Origin of the sequence: Ramlibacter sp., from assembly GCF_041916345.1 — a bacterium.
GTDB lineage: Bacteria > Pseudomonadota > Gammaproteobacteria > Burkholderiales > Burkholderiaceae_C > Ramlibacter.
The window spans coordinates 1-14,856 of record NZ_JAYRZR010000096.1 but is presented as its reverse complement, the minus strand read 5'-3'; the positions used below and the strand labels follow the sequence as shown (position 1 = coordinate 14,856).

15 protein-coding genes are annotated in these 14,856 nt (G+C 71.2%); 5 read left to right on the top strand and 10 right to left on the bottom strand.

What is annotated here, in order from left to right; all coding sequences use genetic code 11:
* A partial coding sequence (locus tag ACE3T5_RS18390; RefSeq protein ID WP_374669557.1) for a signaling recognition particle receptor family protein occupies positions 1-882 on the bottom strand: 882 nt, incomplete at its 3' end.
* A gap of 30 nt (positions 883-912) precedes the next feature.
* Between ACE3T5_RS18390 and ACE3T5_RS18385 the strand changes: the two genes are divergently transcribed.
* The 4 genes from ACE3T5_RS18385 (at position 913) to coaD (ending at position 4,853) form a co-directional block, all read left to right on the top strand.
* Positions 913-2,325: a M16 family metallopeptidase gene (locus tag ACE3T5_RS18385; protein WP_374669556.1), complete on the top strand. Its 1,413-nt coding sequence runs from the start codon at positions 913-915 to the stop codon at positions 2,323-2,325.
* 88 nt (positions 2,326-2,413) lie between these two features.
* On the top strand, positions 2,414-3,739 hold the full coding sequence (locus ACE3T5_RS18380) for a M16 family metallopeptidase (RefSeq protein ID WP_374669559.1): 1,326 nt from the start codon (positions 2,414-2,416) through the stop codon (positions 3,737-3,739).
* A complete protein-coding gene (rsmD, locus tag ACE3T5_RS18375) occupies positions 3,739-4,314 on the top strand; it encodes a 16S rRNA (guanine(966)-N(2))-methyltransferase RsmD (RefSeq protein ID WP_374669555.1) in 576 nt (191 codons plus the stop codon). The genes ACE3T5_RS18380 and rsmD overlap by 1 nt, the downstream gene beginning before the upstream one ends.
* Positions 4,315-4,352: 38 nt before the next feature.
* Positions 4,353-4,853, top strand: a complete 501-nt coding sequence (gene coaD / locus ACE3T5_RS18370) for a pantetheine-phosphate adenylyltransferase (protein WP_374669554.1) — start codon at positions 4,353-4,355, stop codon at positions 4,851-4,853.
* A 6-nt stretch (positions 4,854-4,859) separates the two neighbouring features.
* Here coaD and ACE3T5_RS18365 read toward each other — a convergent pair whose 3' ends face one another.
* Positions 4,860-5,579 carry an alpha/beta fold hydrolase gene (locus tag ACE3T5_RS18365; protein WP_374669553.1) on the bottom strand — a complete coding sequence of 240 codons (720 nt, stop codon included), beginning with the start codon at positions 5,577-5,579 and terminating at the stop codon, positions 4,860-4,862.
* Positions 5,580-5,642: 63 nt separating this feature from the next.
* Between ACE3T5_RS18365 and ACE3T5_RS18360 the strand changes: the two genes are divergently transcribed.
* Positions 5,643-6,326 (top strand): histidine phosphatase family protein, encoded by a 684-nt coding sequence (locus ACE3T5_RS18360; protein WP_374669552.1) that lies wholly within the window; start codon positions 5,643-5,645, stop codon positions 6,324-6,326.
* On the opposite strand, the gene ACE3T5_RS18355 is transcribed toward ACE3T5_RS18360, so the two are convergent.
* The 8 genes from ACE3T5_RS18355 to ACE3T5_RS18320 all read right to left on the bottom strand — a co-directional run bounded on the left by ACE3T5_RS18355 (position 6,323) and on the right by ACE3T5_RS18320 (position 14,806).
* Positions 6,323-6,796, bottom strand: coding sequence for a hypothetical protein (locus ACE3T5_RS18355; RefSeq protein WP_374669551.1), 474 nt, complete (start codon positions 6,794-6,796; stop codon positions 6,323-6,325). The genes ACE3T5_RS18360 and ACE3T5_RS18355 overlap by 4 nt on opposite strands.
* A gap of 70 nt (positions 6,797-6,866) precedes the next feature.
* Entirely contained in the window at positions 6,867-8,201 is a 1,335-nt protein-coding gene (locus tag ACE3T5_RS18350) for a tetratricopeptide repeat protein (RefSeq protein ID WP_374669550.1), read from the bottom strand.
* The gene (locus tag ACE3T5_RS18345) at positions 8,191-9,618 is read right to left on the bottom strand and encodes an amidase (protein ID WP_374669549.1); all 1,428 of its coding nucleotides are present in this window, start codon (positions 9,616-9,618) and stop codon (positions 8,191-8,193) included. The genes ACE3T5_RS18350 and ACE3T5_RS18345 overlap by 11 nt, the downstream gene beginning before the upstream one ends.
* The gene (locus ACE3T5_RS18340; RefSeq protein WP_374669548.1) at positions 9,618-11,105 is read right to left on the bottom strand and encodes an ABC transporter substrate-binding protein; all 1,488 of its coding nucleotides are present in this window, start codon (positions 11,103-11,105) and stop codon (positions 9,618-9,620) included. The genes ACE3T5_RS18345 and ACE3T5_RS18340 overlap by 1 nt, the downstream gene beginning before the upstream one ends.
* A gap of 82 nt (positions 11,106-11,187) precedes the next feature.
* The gene (locus ACE3T5_RS18335) at positions 11,188-11,961 is read right to left on the bottom strand and encodes an ATP-binding cassette domain-containing protein (RefSeq protein ID WP_374669558.1); all 774 of its coding nucleotides are present in this window, start codon (positions 11,959-11,961) and stop codon (positions 11,188-11,190) included.
* Between the two features lie 47 nt (positions 11,962-12,008).
* The gene (locus ACE3T5_RS18330) at positions 12,009-13,001 is read right to left on the bottom strand and encodes an ABC transporter ATP-binding protein (RefSeq protein ID WP_374669547.1); all 993 of its coding nucleotides are present in this window, start codon (positions 12,999-13,001) and stop codon (positions 12,009-12,011) included.
* Between the two features lie 6 nt (positions 13,002-13,007).
* Complete coding sequence (locus tag ACE3T5_RS18325; RefSeq protein ID WP_374669546.1) at positions 13,008-13,856, bottom strand: ABC transporter permease; 849 nt, start codon at positions 13,854-13,856, stop codon at positions 13,008-13,010.
* Positions 13,853-14,806, bottom strand: a complete 954-nt coding sequence (locus tag ACE3T5_RS18320) for an ABC transporter permease (RefSeq protein WP_374669545.1) — start codon at positions 14,804-14,806, stop codon at positions 13,853-13,855. The genes ACE3T5_RS18325 and ACE3T5_RS18320 overlap by 4 nt, the downstream gene beginning before the upstream one ends.
* Between the last annotated feature and the right edge of the window lie 50 nt (positions 14,807-14,856).

The following is a 14,856-nucleotide window of genomic DNA, read 5'->3' as shown; positions in this document are numbered from 1 at the left end:
CGCCAGCGCGTTCTGCCCCGTGTTGCCGTCGATCACGAGCAGCACTTCATGCGGCGCCGTGCCGTCGGCCTTGGTGACCACCCGCTTGATCTTGCGCAGCTCCTCCATCAGGTGCAGCTGCGTGGGCAGACGGCCGGCGGTGTCGACGATCACCACGTCCTTGCCGCGCGCGCGGCCGGCCGACACCGCGTCGAAGCTCACTGCCGCCGGATCGCCGCCCTCCTGGCTGACGATCTCCACGCGGTTGCGATCGGCCCAGACCGCGAGCTGCTCGCGTGCGGCCGCGCGGAAGGTGTCGGCCGCGGCCAGCAGCACACTCTGCCCGGCGTCGGCCAGGTGCCGGGTGAGCTTGCCGATGCTGGTGGTCTTGCCGGCGCCGTTGACGCCAGCCACCATGATCACGGTCGGTCGATGCTCACCGATCACCAGCGGCTTCTCCAGCGGCTGCAGCAGCTGCGTGAGCGCGTCCACCAGGATGTTGCGGGCCTGCACCGGTCGTGTGGCGCCGGTGGCCTTGACCTTTCGCCGGACCTCGTCGAGCAGCGCCTGGGTGGCGGCGACCCCGGTGTCGGCGACCAGCAGGGCCGACTCCAGCTCCTCGTAGAGCGCGTCGTCGATCTGGGCGCCGGTGAACACCTGGCTGATGCCGGCGCCGGTCTTGCGCAGGCCCTGGGCCAGGCGGCTCATCCAGCCGGGCCGGGTGGCGGCCTCGGCGGCCGGTGGTGCCGCTGGCACCTCCAGCGGCGCCACCAGCGCGCTGCCGATCAGGCCGCCGGCCGCGGGCGCCGGGTCGGGCGCGGCAGCGGGCGGCGTCGCGGCGTCGGGCGTGGCGGGGGCCGGTGCCGGCGCGGTCGGGGCCTTGCGGCGGAAAAAACTGAACATCGCAGCGGTTTCTAGAATCGGAGGGATTCTATGAAACGCATCCTCTCGCGCCTGAAAGGCGCTTTCGCCGCAGCCGGCCTCGCGCTGGCGGCACTCGCCCAGGCCCAGCCCGCGCAGCCGGCGGGGCTGCAGCCGGTGCAGTACACCCTGGCCAATGGCTTCACCGTCATCGTGCAGCCTGATCGCCGCGCGCCGACCGCGGTGCACATGGTCTACGTCCGCGTCGGCGCCATCGACGAAGTGGATGGCACCAGCGGCGTGGCGCATGTGCTGGAGCACATGATGTTCAAGGGCACGCCGGATCTCAAGCCCGGCGAGTTCTCGCGCCGCGTGGCGGCGCTGGGCGGCCGCGAGAACGCATTCACCAGCCAGGACGCCACCGGCTACTTCCAGCAGATCCCGGCCGCGCGCCTGGCCGAGGTGATGCGCCTGGAGGCCGATCGTTTCGAGCGCAACCAGTGGGCCGACGAGGAGTTCCGGCGCGAGATCGAGGTCGTCAAGGAGGAGCGCCGCCAGCGCACCGAGGACGAGCCGCGCGCACTACTGTATGAGCAGCTGATGGGCATCGCCTTCCAGGCGTCGCCCTACCGCCGGCCCATCGTGGGCACCATGAGCGACCTGCACGCCATGACGCCCGACGACGTGCGGGCCTTCCACCGCCGCTGGTACGTGCCGGCGAACGCCACCGTGGTGGTGGTGGGCGATGTCGAGCCCGAAGCGGTACGGCAACTGGCCGAGCAGACCTACGGCCGCATCCCCCCCGGCGCAGTGCCCGCGCGCAAGCCGCGCGAGGAACCGGCCCAGGCCGGCATCCGGCGCTTCGAGTTCAAGGCGCCCGCGGAGCAGGCCTATGTGATGCTCGCGTTCAAGGTGCCGCAGTTGAAGGCCTTCGACGACTCGGCCGAGACCCGTGACGCGCTGGCGCTCACCGTGCTCGCGGCCGTGCTCGACGGCTACAGCGGCGCAAGGCTTGAGCGGGCGCTCACCCGCGGCGCGGACCGCGTGGCCGATGGCGTGGACGCCGGCAATGGCCTGTGGGGGCGCGGCCCGCAGCTCTTCACGCTGGCGGGCATCCCCGCCGCGGGCCGCACGCCCGAGCAGGTGGAGGCCGCGCTGCGCGCCGAGGTGGCGCGCATCGCCCGCGAAGGCGTTTCCGAGGCGGAGCTGCAGCGAGTCAAGACGCGCTGGACCGCGGCCGAGGTCTACAAGCTCGACTCCATCATGAGCCAGGCGCGCGAGCTGGGCAGCGCGTGGGTGCAGCAGCTTCCGCTGGACGCCGGCGCGCGGCTGATCGAGCGGCTGCGTGCCGTCACGCCCGCCCAGGTGCAGGACGTCGCCGCGCGGTGGTTCGGCGACGACCAGCTCACCGTGGGCATCCTGCGGCCGCTGCCGGTGGATCCGGCGCGCACGCCGCGCCGCCCGGCCGCCCCCTCCCGCCACTGAGGCGCCGACCATGAGTGCCCGCATGCTGACCTTTCTCACCGCCATCGGCCCGCGCGTTCGCCGGGGGCGCGGCCCCCACTTCCTCCAGATGTTCCTGGCGTCGGTCCTGCTGCTGCTCTTCGCAGCCGGCCCTGCATCCGCCGCGCTGCCCGTGCAGCACTGGACCCGGCCCGACGGCGTGCGTGTCTGGCTGATCGAAAGCCCGGTGCTGCCGATGGTGGACGTGCAGGTGGACTTCGACGCCGGCGGCCGGCGAGACCCGCCGGGCCAGGGCGGACTGGCCTACGTGACGGCCCATCTCACCGGCAAGGGCGTCCGCGCGAGCGGCGACCGCCGCGCGTTGGACGAGAACGAGCTGAGCGAGGCCTGGGCCGATCTGGGCGCCTCGTTCGGCGCGAGCGCCGGCAGTGACCGCTTCAGCTTCACCCTGCGCTCGCTGACCGACGCCGATCTGCTGTCGCGCGTGGTCACGCTCGCGGCCCGGCAGATCGGCGAGCCCGCGTTCCCGGCAGACGTGTGGCAGCGCGAGCGCGAGCGCCTGGCTGCGTCGCTGCGCGAGTCGCGCACGCGGCCCGGCACCCTTGCCGAAGAGGCCTTCGGCCAGGCGGTGTACCGCGACCATCCCTACGCGAACGACATGACCGAGGCCTCGCTGGCACGCATCGACGTGGCCGACATGCGGCGGCACCATGCGATCCTGCAGCCCTGCCGGGCGCGGGTGAGCATCGTCGGCGCGGTGAGCCGCGCACAGGCAGACGCGCTCGCGGCCAGCCTGCTGGCGCGCCTGCCCGCCGGCACCTGCGCACCGCTGCCGCCCGTGGCCGAGGTGCAGGCGCTCGCGGCCCCTGCCGAGCGGCGCCTGCCTTTCGCCTCGGCGCAGGCCCATGTGCTGATGGGGCAGCCGGGCTACAAGCGCGACGACCCCGACTACTTCGCGCTGCTGGTGGGCAACTACATCCTGGGCGGCGGCGGCTTCGTGTCGCGCCTGACCACCGAGGTGCGCGAGAAGCGCGGACTGAGCTACAGCGTCTACAGCTATTTCTCGCCCGGCCTGCACGCCGGCGCCTTCACCGTGGGGCTGCAGACGCGGCCCGAGCAGGCCGAGCAGGCGATCGCGGTGGCCCGCGACGTGGTGAAGCGATTCGTGGCCGAAGGGCCCACGGCCGAGGAACTGCAGGCCGCGAAGGACTTCCTGATCGGTGGCTACGCGCTGCGCATCGACAGCAACCGCAAGTTGCTGGACAACCTGGCGCAGATCGCCTGGTATGGCCTGCCGCTCGACTACCTGCAGACCTGGCCGGGCGAGGTGCAGAAGGTGACGCTGGCCGACATCCGTGCCGCCTTCGCCCGCAAGCTGCAGCCCGACCGGATGGTCACCGTGGTCGTGGGCGGCGGCCCGGCGGCGGCGCGCTGATGCCCGGGTCCGCGCGGCGGCAGGCGCACCAGGTCCGCATCATCGGCGGCACGTGGAAGCGCACGCGGCTGGAGGTGCCGGATCGGCCGGGTCTGCGGCCCACGCCGGACCGCGTGCGCGAGACGCTGTTCAACTGGCTGGGGCAGGATCTGTCCGGCTGGCGCTGCGTGGACGCCTTCGCCGGCACCGGCGCACTCGGTCTGGAGGCGGCCTCGCGCGGCGCGGCCGACGTGCTGCTGGTGGAGGCCGACGCCGGTCTGGCCGAGCGGCTGCGCGCCCATGTGGCGCGACTGGGGGCCACCACCGTGCACGTGCAGCGCGGCGATGGCGTGACCGCGCTGAAGGCGCTGCCGCCCGGCCGCGCGGACCTGGTGTTCCTGGACCCACCTTTTGACGGCGGGCTGTTCGAGCCGGCGCTGGCCGCAGCGGTGCCGGCATTGGCGGGCACGGGCCTGCTCTACCTGGAAGCGCCGCGCGCGTGGGAGGCGCCGGAGCTGGCCCCACTGGGTCTGGTGCCTCATCGCCACCTGCGTGCCGGCGCCGTCCACGCCCACCTGCTGCGGCGGGCTGCATAATGCGGCGCAGCAAACCCGGCCCACGTTGAGGAGACACCATGGCCACCGACGTCATTGCCGTCTATCCAGGGACTTTCGATCCCATGACCCTGGGCCATGAGGACGTGGTCAAGCGAGCCTGCCAGTTGTTCGGCACGGTCATCGTCGCCGTGGCCGCGGGCCATCACAAGAAGGCGCTGTTCACCATGCAGGAGCGGGTGGACATGGCGCGCGAGGCGCTGGCGGGTAATCCGCAGGTGCAGGTGGAGGGCTTCACCGGCCTGGTGCGGGATTTCGTCGTGGCGCGTGGCGGCAAGGCCATGGTGCGCGGCGTGCGCGCCGTGACCGACTTCGACTACGAATTCCAGCTCGCCGGCATGAACCGCCACCTGATGCCGGACGTGGAGACGGTGTTCCTCACCCCCAGCGACAAGTACCAGTTCATCAGCAGCACCTTCGTGCGCGAGATCGCCATCCTCGGCGGCGAGGTGCACCAGTTCACCTCGCCCTCCGTGCAGCACCGGCTGATCGAGAAGGTGCGCAGCCTCGGGCGGGAGTAGGGCGCCTCAGCCCAGCGTGCGCAGCCAGTCGGCCAGCGCCGCGTTCACCGCCGCGGGCTGCTCCATCGTCAGCATGTGGCCGCATCGCGGCAGCAGTTGCAGCTGCGCCTGCGGCACCAGCGCGGCGATGGCCCGTGACTTGTCGGGCGGCGTGAGCAGGTCGTCCTCGCCGCACAGCACCAGCACCGGGCAGCGCAGGGCGCCGAGATGCTCGCGGGCATCCGGCCGCCCGATCACGGCGCGGTTCTGGCGGACCAGCTGATCGGCGCCGGCGCGCAGCACGAAATCCAGGTAGGCCTGCCGCAGGTCGGCCCGCGCGGCCTGGTCCGGGTGGAAGGCCAGGTGCACATTGGGCTCGATCACCTCGGCCACGCGGCCCTGCGCGAACAGCTCGATGGCGTCTTCGCGCAGCTTTCGCATCTCGGGCGTCTCGGGCTCGGCATTGGTGCCCAGCAGCGCCAGGCCCGCGACGCGTTCCGGCGCCTGCCGCGCGGCCTCCATCGCCACCATGCCGCCCATGGAGGCGCCGCACAGCACCAGCCGGCCCGGGTACTGCGCCAGCAGCGCCCCGGCCATGGCGGGGATCGTCTCGTGTCGGGTGTGAACGTTCGTCACCTGCGGCTGCCAGGCGGCCAGTGCGTCAAGCTGCTCGCGCCACATGGTGGCGTCGGCGGCCAAGCCGGGCAGTAGCAGGAGCTGGAAGGGGAGGGAGTTGATCGTGGTCATGTCCAGGCTTCATTCTGCCTGTGCCCCCGCTGCGATAATCCATCCCATGAAAGGTTGGCACGCATGACGGAATTGCTGTTGATCCGCCATGGCGAGACGGACCTCAATCGCGAACTGCGCTTCCAGGGCCAGGTGGATACGGCGCTCAACGCCATCGGGCATGAACAGGCCCGGCGGCTGGCGCGGCGTCTGGCGGGCGAGCGCGCCGATGCGCTGTATGTGAGTGACCTGGCGCGTGCGCTGCAGACCGCGCAGCCGATCGCGGGCGAGCTGGCGCTGCCCTCGCTGCCCGAATCGGGCTTGCGCGAGCAGAGCTTCGGTCTGGTGGACGGCATGGGCGTGGAAGAGATCCAGCGCCTGCACCCCACGGCCTGGGACGGCTGGCTGCGCTTCGACCCCGACTTCGCCATGCCCGGCGGCGAGTCGCAGCGGCAGTTCCACGCGCGTGTGATCGACACGCTGAACCGCCTCGCGGTGGCGCATGGCGATGGCCGGCTGGTCGTGGTCACGCACGGTGGCGTGCTGGACATGGTCTATCGCACGGCACGCTCGCTCGGCCTGGGCGGTCCGCGCCAGAGCGAGATCCCGAACGCCGGCCTGAACCGCGTGCGCGTCACCCCAGGAGGCCTGATCGAGATCCTCGACTGGGCCGACACGCGCCACCTGGCGGATCTGCCGCCGCAGCCGGTGTACGACCAGAAGAAGTACGCGCCGGGTGAGGCGTCCGGGACGGCCGGGTCCGCCTAGGCGCTGGTCGCCGCGCCGGCCCCCAGGCGCGGCCGCATCACGCCCAGCACCACGTTCAGCAGGCACAGCAGCAGGATCGTCCACAGGCCGATCCACTCGGTGCGCTGCAGCTCCGCCAGCTGCTGCGGATCGGGCTGGCCGGCGGCGGCGCGAGCCGACACCTCCGCCAGCTGGCGGGAGGTGCTCTGGATCGTGACCAGCGTGCCTTCCAGCAGGCCGACGCCGGTAAGCGCCTTGGCCCACACCCAGCGCGCGTTGTGGAAAGGCGGGTGCACGGCCATGGCCATCAGGCCGCAGAACAGCACCAGCAGCAGCGAGGGCAGCAGCATCCACTGGGTGATCGCCAGGATCGCCTGACGCACGGCCGCATAGTCCGTCACCGGCGCGGTGGGCGTGACGACCACCAGCACCAGGTGGGCCGCCAGCGCCCCCGCCATGCCGATGCCGCCGATCTCGTGCAGCAGCTTCATCAGGCGTCTCATGGGCGAGGTCCCGATGGGGCTGGTACGCAGCGCTGTTCGTGGCCGGCGACGCGCGCCCTCAGCCCGTGGCCAGCGCCGGCAGGCCCAGCGCGGCATAGAGCCGACGCGCCTGGCGCTGCAGCCGCTTCGACTCGGGCTGCGCGCTGGCTTGCGGCTGCACGATGTTCTGCGCGCCAGTCAGGCGGCCGGCGCGGATGAGCGCGTCCAGGTGGACCTGCGCGAACAGGTCGCGCTGGGCATGGCTGCCGCCCAGCTCCACCAGGCGCGGCAGGGCGTGGCCGAGCGCCTCGACCGCGGTCTTCCAGTCGCCGCGGGCATGGGCCAGCATGCCGCGTGCGGCCGGCACGCAGATGCGTTGCCACACCGTGGCATCCGCCTCGGGGGCCTGGGCCGCATGGCGGGCGATGGCGTGCATCAGCGCATCGGCCTCGGCCTCACGGCCGGCGCGCGCCAGGCCGTAGAGGTATTGCACATCGAGGAAGGGTAGGACGTGGTCATGCCCGCGCTGGGCAATCCAGTGGCCGACGTCCTGCCAGCGGTCACCCACGTCGCCGCCGGCGAGCTCGATGCGGGCCAGCAGCGAGACGGCATTGATCTGGTCCTGGCTGTAGGCCTTGACCACGCCCCAGACGCGCTGGTCGTACAGGGCCAGGGCTTCGTCGAGGTGGCCCAGCTCGATGGCGAACACCGCCTGGTGCCACCAGTTGTGGGTTTCCATGAAGGAGTTGAGACCCGTCCAGGTCGGGCCCATCGCGGCCATGAAGGCATGCCCTTCGGCAAGCCGGCCCTGCGTGAGCATCACGTGCGCGAGCGCGTGGTGGGCCCAGGGCTCCTTGCGGCACATGGCGATGGCGCGGCGGGCGGCGGCCTCGGCCTCATCCAGCAGGTGCGCCTGCTCCCAGGCGAACGCCAGCATGCCGTGCAGGTAGGGCACGTCGCCGGCGGCGGGGCGCGCTGCCAGGCCGATGCGCAGCATGGTGGGGGCGTCGCCGCGATTGAAGGCGTGGTACTGCCCGAGCTTCACCGAGGCGAGGTCGCGCGGGCATTCGCGCGCCTGCTCCTCGTGCAGGGCGATGGCGCGTGGCAGGTCGCCCGCCGCCCAGGCCGACACGGCGGCGATGAAGCGCTGCTCGCGCTTCGTCGCCTGCGCGGCCTGGGCTTCGGCGCGCTGCAGGAACGGCCTGGCCTGCGCCGGTGCATCGCCGCTTTCGGCGAACAGGTGCAGCGCTGCGCAGCAGGCCTGCACCAGCGGGCTGGGGTCGTCCTGCGCCTGCAGGATGTTCGCGACCCTCGCCTCGCTGGAGATGAACCCCTCCACGAAATCGTTCAGCGGCCCCAGGGCGGCCTCGCCCTGCAGCAGCGTGACCGGGTTACCGAGCGAATCAGTCTGCATGGTGCAGCGCCTCCGAGGGCGGCTGCGGCCAGGGACGCTGCGGCTCGCGCAGCTGCTCGAAGGCGCGGGAGACCCGCAGCACGCCCAGATCGTCAAAGCGCCGGCCCGCGATCTGCAGGCCGATGGGCAGGCCGCCGGTGGTGTAGCCGCAGTTCACCGAGGCGGCGGGCTGCTCGGACATGTTGTACGGCACGGTGAAGCCGATGTGCTCCAGCGGGCGCAGCGGATCGTTGGTGGGCGAGGGCAGCTCCACCGGGAAGGCCGGCATCGGCGACACGGGTGACAGCACGTAGTCGTAGGGCGCGCAGGCGTTCACCGTGGTCACGCGCGTGTGGTGGAACTGGTGCACGGCGCGGTACACCGCCTCGCCAGACATCCCCGCGGCACTGTCGGCCCAGGCGCGGATGTAGGGCAGCACGCGGGCCTTCACGTCGGGTGCCAGTGCCTGCATGTCGACGTACGAGCGCATGCGCCAGAAGTGGTCCATGCCGTCCAGCATGGCCTGCGTCATGAAGGGCTTCATGGGCGTGACGATGGCGCCCGCCTGCTCGAACAGGCGCGCCGCCTGCTCCACCGCCGCGCGCACCTCGGGCTCCACCGGCAGGCCGCAGCCCGCCTCCAGCAGCAGGCCGATGCGCAGGCCGCGCAACTGCTCCGGCGCGGCTTCGAAACGATCCCACTCGATCGGCTGCGGCGGCAGGCTCATGCTGTCGCGTGCGTCCGGACGGGACAGCACCGCCATGAACAGCGCGGCGTCGGCCACCGTGCGTGTCATGGGGCCGGCGGCGCGGCCGGTGTAGGGCGGATCGATGGGGATGCGGCCCAGGCTGGGCTTGAGCGTGAAGATGCCGCACCAGCCCGCCGGCAGGCGCAGCGAGCCGCCGATGTCGGTGCCGATGTGCAGCGGCCCGTAGCCCGCGGCGGCGGCCGAGCCGGCGCCCGCGCTGGAGCCGCCGGGCGTGCGCGACAGGTCCCAGGGGTTGCGCGCGAGCTTGTGGTAGCTGGACAGGCCGGAGGACAACATGCCGTAGTCGGGCATGGTGGTCTTGGCCAGGATGACGCCGCCGCTCTCGCGCACGCGCGCGGCCGGGGGCGCGTCGGCCGCGGCCGGGGTGAGCGGCATCGCGGCGGTGCCCAGCGGGGTGGGGTCGCCCTCGGTGGCGATGTTGTCCTTGATGGTGACGAGCACGCCGTCGATCGGACCCAGGGGCTCGCCGCGCTGCCAGCGGGCCTCGCTCGCGCGGGCCTGCTCCAGCACGCGGTGGGGTCGCAGCAGGTAGAGCGCCTGCAGGTGCGGCTCCCAGCGCTCGACATGGCCGAGCACGCTGCGCGCGACCTCCACCGGCGACAGCTCGCGCCGCCGGTAGAGGTCGACCAGGGCCGGCGCGGAAAGCTCGTGCAGGGCCGGTGCCGCCATCACGACCAGGACAGCGCGGACAGGTCGTTCGCGAAGATCGGCATGTCCTTCCAGAGGCCCTTGACGCCCTTGTTCGCGATGGTCACCCATTGCGGCTGGTACAGGTAGCCATGCACCGCGTCGTCGGCCACCAGGCGCTGGATGTCACCCAGGATCCTGGTGCGCTCGCCGGCGTTCGCCGTCTGCTTGTACTTGTCGTACATCGCGTTGAACTTCGGGTTCTCGTAGTTCCAGTAGTAGCCGGGGCGGGAGAAGTTGCCCAGGTCGAACGGCTCCACGTGCGAGATGATCGTGAGGTCGTAGTTCTTGTTGCCGTACACGCCCGAGAGCCACTGCGCCCATTCCACGTTCTGCAGCTTGGCCTTGATGCCCACCTTGTCCAGCATGGAGGCGATGACCTCGCCGCCCTGGCGCGCATAGGGCGGCGGCGGCAGGGTGATGGTCACCTCCAGGTTGTTCACGCCGGCTTCCTTCAGCAGCGCGCGTGCCTTGTCGGGGTCATAGGCGTTGACCTTGGTCAGGTCGATGTAGCCGGGGGCGCTGGGCGGGTAGTAGCTGCCGATGGGCACGCCGTAGCCGTCGGCCGCGCCCTGGATCACCGCCTTGCGGTCCAGCGCCATGTTGACGGCGCGGCGCACGCGCACATCGTCGAACGGCTTCTTCTTGTTGTTGATGGCCAGGATGGTCTTGGCGCGCGAGCCGCTGAACATGACCTGGAACTTGGGATTGCTCTTGAACTGGTCGATGCCGCGGGCGGTGACGCGCGGGAAGGCGTCCACGTCGCCGGCCAGCAGCGCCGCGATCTGCGCGGCTGGGTCGGCGATGAAGCGGAAGCTCGCGCGGCGCAGCTTGATCGCGCCGGCGTTGCGATGGCCATCCCACTTCGACAGGGTGAGGGAGGAGCCCTTGACCCAGTTCTCCAGCTTGTAGGGGCCGGTGCCCACGGGCTGGGTGGCGTTGCTGCCGGCGGACTTGGGCTCCACGATCACCGCGGTGGCCTGGCCCATGAGGAACAGGAAGTCGGGGTCGATCTCCTTGGTCAGCAGCACCACCGTGTGGTCATCCACCACCTGGGTGGTGATGGCGGCGAAGGTCCGCTTGTCCTTGTTGGTGCTCTTGTCGCCGCCCGCGCGGTCGAAGGCGAACTTCACGGTGTTCGCGTTGAAGGCCTCGCCGTTCGAGAACTTCACGCCCTTGCGCAGCTTGAAGGTGTAGGTGCGCAGGTCGGGCGAGACCTCCCAGCTTTCGGCCAGCAGCGGCGTGACCGAGCCGTCGGGGTGGATCTTGGTCAGCGTCTCGTAGATGTTGTAGAGCGTGATCTCGCCGATGGCGGAGGCCGCGCTGGCGGTGGGGTCCAGGCCCGGGGGCTCCAGGGCCATGGCCATCGAGATCGAGTCCTTGCGGCCCTGGGCCAGGGCGCCCGCCGGCAGGGCGGCCAGGGCAGCCAGGGAGGCGGAATGCGTGAGCACTTGACGGCGTTGGATCATGGTGTGGACTCCGTTGAGGCGTTGGAAAAGGGGTGCGCAGGCATCATCACGAGAACCGGCACGGGCTGCAAGGGGGATAAGCTTATCCCTTGCCGTTGCGGGTGCGGCTGGGCGGCTCCGCCTCGGGCACGGCCGCCAGCAGGGTCTGGGTGTAGGGGTGCTCGGCCGCGCTGAACAGCCGCTCGGGCGGGCCCTGCTCCACGATGCGGCCCTGCCAGAGCACGGCCACGTCGTCGCACAGATGGTGCACCACGGCCAGGTCATGGCTGATCAGCATGTAGGTGATGCCGAACTCGGCCTGCAGGTCCTGCATCAGGTTCAGCACCTGGGCCTGCACGGACACGTCGAGCGCGCTGACCGGCTCGTCGGCGACGATCAGCCGCGGCCGGGTGATCAGCGCGCGGGCGATGGCGATGCGCTGGCGCTGGCCACCCGAGAACTCATGCGGGTACTTGCCCAGATCGGCGCGGCGCAGGCCCACCGCCTCCAGCACCTCGGCGGCGCGGCGGTGCTGCTCGTCGCGGCTCACGTCGCCCTGGGCGGAGAGCGGCTCGCACACGATGCGCTGCACCGTCTGGCGCGGATCGAGCGACCCATAGGGATCCTGGAAGACCATCTGGAAGTCGCGCCGCGCGCGCCGCAGGTCCTCATGCGGCAGCGCATGCAGGTCGCGGCCGTCCAGGCGCACGCTGCCCTGCGTGGGCTTGTCCAGGGCCATCACCAGCCGCGCCAGCGTGGACTTGCCCGAGCCCGACTCGCCCACCACGCCCAGGCTGCGGCCGGCCTCGATGGTGAAGCTCACGCCGTTGAGCGCATGCACCTGCGGCGGCGGGCCGAACAGCTTCTCGCGCGGCATCGTGTAGACGCGGTGGAGGTTCTCCACCTGCAGCAGCGGCGTCGTGGTCACTGGGCGGCCTCCTGCGCGGCGGCCACGGCATCCAGCCGCAGGCAGCGCGCCTCATGGCCGTCGCCCAGGTTCACCGCCGGAGGCGCGGTGGCGGCGCACTCGGGCACGGTGTAGGCGCAGCGGCCGGCAAAGGGGCAGCCGGCGGGCAGATCGGCCAGCTCGGGCACCGTGCCGGGAATGGTGGCCAGGCGCTTGCCCTTGGTCGTGCGCAGGCCCGGCCGCGCCGCGAACAGGCCGCGCGTGTAGGGATGCACACGGTGCGGGAACACCACGTCGGTGGGCCCGCTCTCGACCACCGAGCCGCCGTACATGACCAGCATGCGCTGCACGTTCTGCGCGATCACGCCCAGGTCGTGCGAGATCAGCATCAGGGCCATGCCGCGCTCGGCCACCAGCTCGCGGATCAGGTCCAGGATCTGGCGCTGGATGGTCACGTCCAGCGCGGTCGTCGGCTCGTCGGCGATCAGCAGGTCGGGCCCGCAGGCGAGGGCCATGGCGATGGTGATGCGCTGGCGCTGCCCGCCGGAGAACTGGTGCGGATACGAGTCCACGCGGCGCGCGGCATCAGGGATGCCCACCCGGTCCAGCAGGGCGATGGCCTCGCGCCGGGCGTCGGCGGCCGACAGGCCGCGGTGCAGGCGCAGCGGCTCCGCCACCTGGCGGCCGATGGTGTGCACCGGGTTCAGGGCTGTCATCGGCTCCTGGAAGATCATGCCGATGCGGTCGCCGCGCAGCGCGCACATCTCGTGCTCGGGCTTGCCCACCAGCTGCTGGCCCTCGAAGACGATGCTGCCGGTCACGCGCGCCTGTTCGGGCAGCAGGCCCATCAGCGCCATGACGGTGATCGACTTGCCGCAGCCCGACTCGCCGATCAGGCCCAGCGACTCGCCGCGGGCCAGCTCGAAGCTCACGTTGCGCACCGCCAGGGCGGGGCCACGGTGGGTGTGCAGTTCCACCGAGAGGTTCTCTACGCGCAGCAGTTCAGTCATCCCGCATCACCGCTTGCGCGCCAGGCGCGGATCGAACAGGTCCCGCAGGCCATCGCCCAGCAGGTTGAGGCCCAGCACCGCCATGGCGATGGCGATGCCGGGGAACACGGCCAGGCGCGGTGCCTGGAACAGCAGCGTCTGCGCTTCGCTCAGCATGCGGCCCCACGAAGGCTGCGGCGGCTGCGTGCCCAGGCCCAGGTAGGACAGGGCGGCCTCCGCCAGGATGGCGATCGCGAAACGGATGGTCGTCTGCACGATCAGCACCGACACGATGTTGGGCAGCACGTGCTCGATGGTGATGGCGAACTTGCCCTTGCCGCAGGCCTGCGCGGCCAGCACGAACTCACGCGACCAGACGGCATTGGCCGAGGCGCGGGTGATGCGCGCGAACGTGGGGATGTTGTAGATGCCGATGGCGATGATGGCGTTCACCATGCCGGGGCCGAAGACGGCGGTGAGCATGATCGCCGACAGGATGGCCGGGAAGGCGAAGCCGAAGTCGGACAGCCGCATGATCGTCTCTTCCACCCAGCCGCGCTTCGCCGAGGCGAGCAGGCCGAGCGCGGTGCCGATCACCAGGCCGATGCTGACGGCGATCACGCCGACCACGATGGAGGCGCGCGCGCCGACGAGCAGCAGCGAGGCGACGTCGCGGCCGAAGGGGTCGGTGCCGAGCCAGTAGCTGCCGTCGGGCGGCCGCAGCTTCAGCGCCATGTCGATGTCGTAGGGGTTGTGGGGTGTCCACACGAACGACACCAGTGCCGCCACCGCAAGCAGCAGGCTCAGCACGGCGCCGATCATGAAGCTGGGGTGGCGCCGCGCGCGCGCCCAGAACCCCGGAGCACTGGGGGTCATATGTCGCTGGCCTTCACGCGCGGATCGATCACTGCATAGAGCACGTCGACGATGAAATTGACGATGACCACCATCGCCGCGAGCAGCATCACGCAGTTGCGCACGACGATCAGGTCGCGGTTGGAGATCGACTGGAAGATCAGCCGGCCGAGGCCGGGCAGGTAGAACACGCTCTCCACCACGATGGTGCCGGCCAGCAGCTCGGCGAACTGCAGGCCCATGACGGTGATCACGGGGATCAGGGCGTTGCGCAGCACGTGGCCCCACAGCGCGCCGCGGCGCGACACGCCCTTGGCGCGCGCCGTGCGCACGAAGTCCTCGCGCAGCACCTCCAGCACCGCCGAGCGGGTGATGCGCGCCAGAATGGCCGACTGCACCACGGCGAGCGACAGCGCCGGCAGCATCAGCGCCCGCAGGCCGCCCAGGATGCCCTCCTCTTCCCAGCCCGGGAAGCCGCCGGCCGAGAACCAGCCCAGGTGCACCGAGAACAGCAGGATCAGCAGGATGGCGAACCAGAAGTTCGGGATGGCGATGCCCAGCTGCGTGAGGCCCATGATGCCCACGTCGCCCAGCTTGTTGTGCTGCGCGGCGGCGTAGATGCCGGCGGCCAGCGCCAGCACCGTGGTCAGCACCATGGCCAGCACGGCCAGCGGCACGGTGACGGTGAGGCGCTCGAGCACCAGCTCGCCCACTGGCGTGCTGTAGGCGTAGCTGAGCCCGAGGTCACCCATGAGCAGGCCACCGATCCAGGAGAAGTACCGCTCGACGGCCGGGCGGTCCAGCCCCAGCTTCTGCGCGAGCGCCTGCACGGTCTCCGGCGGGGCATCCGGACCCATGAGGATCTGGGCCGCGTTGCCGGGCAGGATCTCGAGAACGAGGAACACCACGATCGAGGTGCCCACCAGCGTTGCGACCAGGGTGATCAGGCGCTTGAAAAGGAACAGACCCATCAGGCGGCGGATAATGCCACGACTATGGCCGGGAGAACTTTCGCATGGCG

What these genes read in the sequence shown, in the direction of transcription:
- ACE3T5_RS18385 (WP_374669556.1), top strand. Translation starts at nt 913, where the DNA reads ATGAAACGCATCCTCTCGCGCCTGAAAGGCGCTTTCGCCGCAGCCGGC.
- ACE3T5_RS18380 (WP_374669559.1), top strand. Translation starts at nt 2,414, where the DNA reads ATGTTCCTGGCGTCGGTCCTGCTGCTGCTCTTCGCAGCCGGCCCTGCA.
- rsmD (WP_374669555.1), top strand. Translation starts at nt 3,739, where the DNA reads ATGCCCGGGTCCGCGCGGCGGCAGGCGCACCAGGTCCGCATCATCGGC.
- coaD (WP_374669554.1), top strand. Translation starts at nt 4,353, where the DNA reads ATGGCCACCGACGTCATTGCCGTCTATCCAGGGACTTTCGATCCCATG.
- ACE3T5_RS18365 (WP_374669553.1), bottom strand. Translation starts at nt 5,579, where the DNA reads ATGACCACGATCAACTCCCTCCCCTTCCAGCTCCTGCTACTGCCCGGC.
- ACE3T5_RS18360 (WP_374669552.1), top strand. Translation starts at nt 5,643, where the DNA reads ATGACGGAATTGCTGTTGATCCGCCATGGCGAGACGGACCTCAATCGC.
- ACE3T5_RS18355 (WP_374669551.1), bottom strand. Translation starts at nt 6,796, where the DNA reads ATGAAGCTGCTGCACGAGATCGGCGGCATCGGCATGGCGGGGGCGCTG.
- ACE3T5_RS18350 (WP_374669550.1), bottom strand. Translation starts at nt 8,201, where the DNA reads ATGCAGACTGATTCGCTCGGTAACCCGGTCACGCTGCTGCAGGGCGAG.
- ACE3T5_RS18345 (WP_374669549.1), bottom strand. Translation starts at nt 9,618, where the DNA reads ATGGCGGCACCGGCCCTGCACGAGCTTTCCGCGCCGGCCCTGGTCGAC.
- ACE3T5_RS18340 (WP_374669548.1), bottom strand. Translation starts at nt 11,105, where the DNA reads ATGATCCAACGCCGTCAAGTGCTCACGCATTCCGCCTCCCTGGCTGCC.
- ACE3T5_RS18335 (WP_374669558.1), bottom strand. Translation starts at nt 11,961, where the DNA reads ATGCCGCGCGAGAAGCTGTTCGGCCCGCCGCCGCAGGTGCATGCGCTC.
- ACE3T5_RS18330 (WP_374669547.1), bottom strand. Translation starts at nt 13,001, where the DNA reads ATGACTGAACTGCTGCGCGTAGAGAACCTCTCGGTGGAACTGCACACC.
- ACE3T5_RS18325 (WP_374669546.1), bottom strand. Translation starts at nt 13,856, where the DNA reads ATGACCCCCAGTGCTCCGGGGTTCTGGGCGCGCGCGCGGCGCCACCCC.
- ACE3T5_RS18320 (WP_374669545.1), bottom strand. Translation starts at nt 14,806, where the DNA reads ATGGGTCTGTTCCTTTTCAAGCGCCTGATCACCCTGGTCGCAACGCTG.